This window comes from Streptomyces sp. MBT53 (assembly GCF_016654115.1).
Lineage (GTDB): Bacteria > Actinomycetota > Actinomycetes > Streptomycetales > Streptomycetaceae > Streptomyces.
Map to the genome: position 1 here is coordinate 1 of NZ_JAEQAZ010000490.1, position 937 is coordinate 937.

The 937-nt window shown below is 71.7% G+C and carries 1 protein-coding gene; it reads right to left on the minus strand.

Going from position 1 to position 937, the window contains the following annotated elements; translation table 11 throughout:
* Positions 1-700: winged helix DNA-binding domain-containing protein (locus tag JHN45_RS52425; RefSeq protein WP_201056576.1), on the minus strand; the 700-nt coding region annotated here is incomplete at its 3' end.
* Positions 701-937: the final 237 nt, after the last annotated feature.

The following is a 937-nucleotide window of genomic DNA, read 5'->3' on the forward strand; positions in this document are numbered from 1 at the left end:
CGCGCAGCCGGGTCAGGCCGGCCCAGGTCTGCATGTCCTTGACGGAGGCGGGGCCGAAGGCGGCGAGATAGCGCAGCACGGTCTCGTCGGGGGTGGGCACGGGTTCGGCGGGTCGGCCGAGCCAGTGCTCGACGGTGGTGAGCGCGACCTGACCGCTCCTCCCCCACAGCCCGCGCGGGGTGACCTGGACGAGCGGGAGCCTGCAGCGGGCGGCGATCGCGAGGGCCTGCGGATCGGCGTCCGGCCACTCCACGAGCAGCGCCTCGCGCAACTCCTTCATGGTGCGCGGCTCGGCCTCGACGAGTTCACGGGCGAGTACGGCGAGCCGGTCCAGGTCTACGCCGACGAGCCCCTTGCGGAAGGTGCCGAGCTCACGGTCGCGGGCGGCCTGCACGAGTGGGCGCAGGGTGAGGGCGTCGGCGGCCGTGTGGGTGTGGATGGTGGACCGCATGGTGACGATCCGGACGACCGCGCGCTCGGCCATCGGCCCGGACAGTTCCTCGGGCGTAAAGCCGTCGAGGCGGGCGGCGAGGGCGTAGTACGGCGGCTTGACGTTCTGGGCCTGGAGGCCGAGGAGGTGTTCGACGGCGGCGTGGGCGGAGAGCGGGGAGTGGCGCAGGAGGAGCTGCCGGTCGAGGGTGGCGCGGTTGAGGGCGCGGAGGTCGAGTACGGGAGCGGTCGGAGTCTTCGCCTTGGTCACACTCCGCACGCTAGCCAGGATTGCGGACACGTTCGGTCCGCAACTCTCACCGAATCCCGGACCCGATCACACGCCGAGGTCGTTTGCCCCGTATATCCTGCTCGTGCCCCTGCTCCGTGATCACGCAGACACAGGCCCGATCGAGAGGCACCGCGATGCCCCAGCGACGCGCCCGCCCCACCGCGAAGAACGGCTGGACCGGCAGGAACGGCAAGAGCGACAGGAACGGCAGGAGCG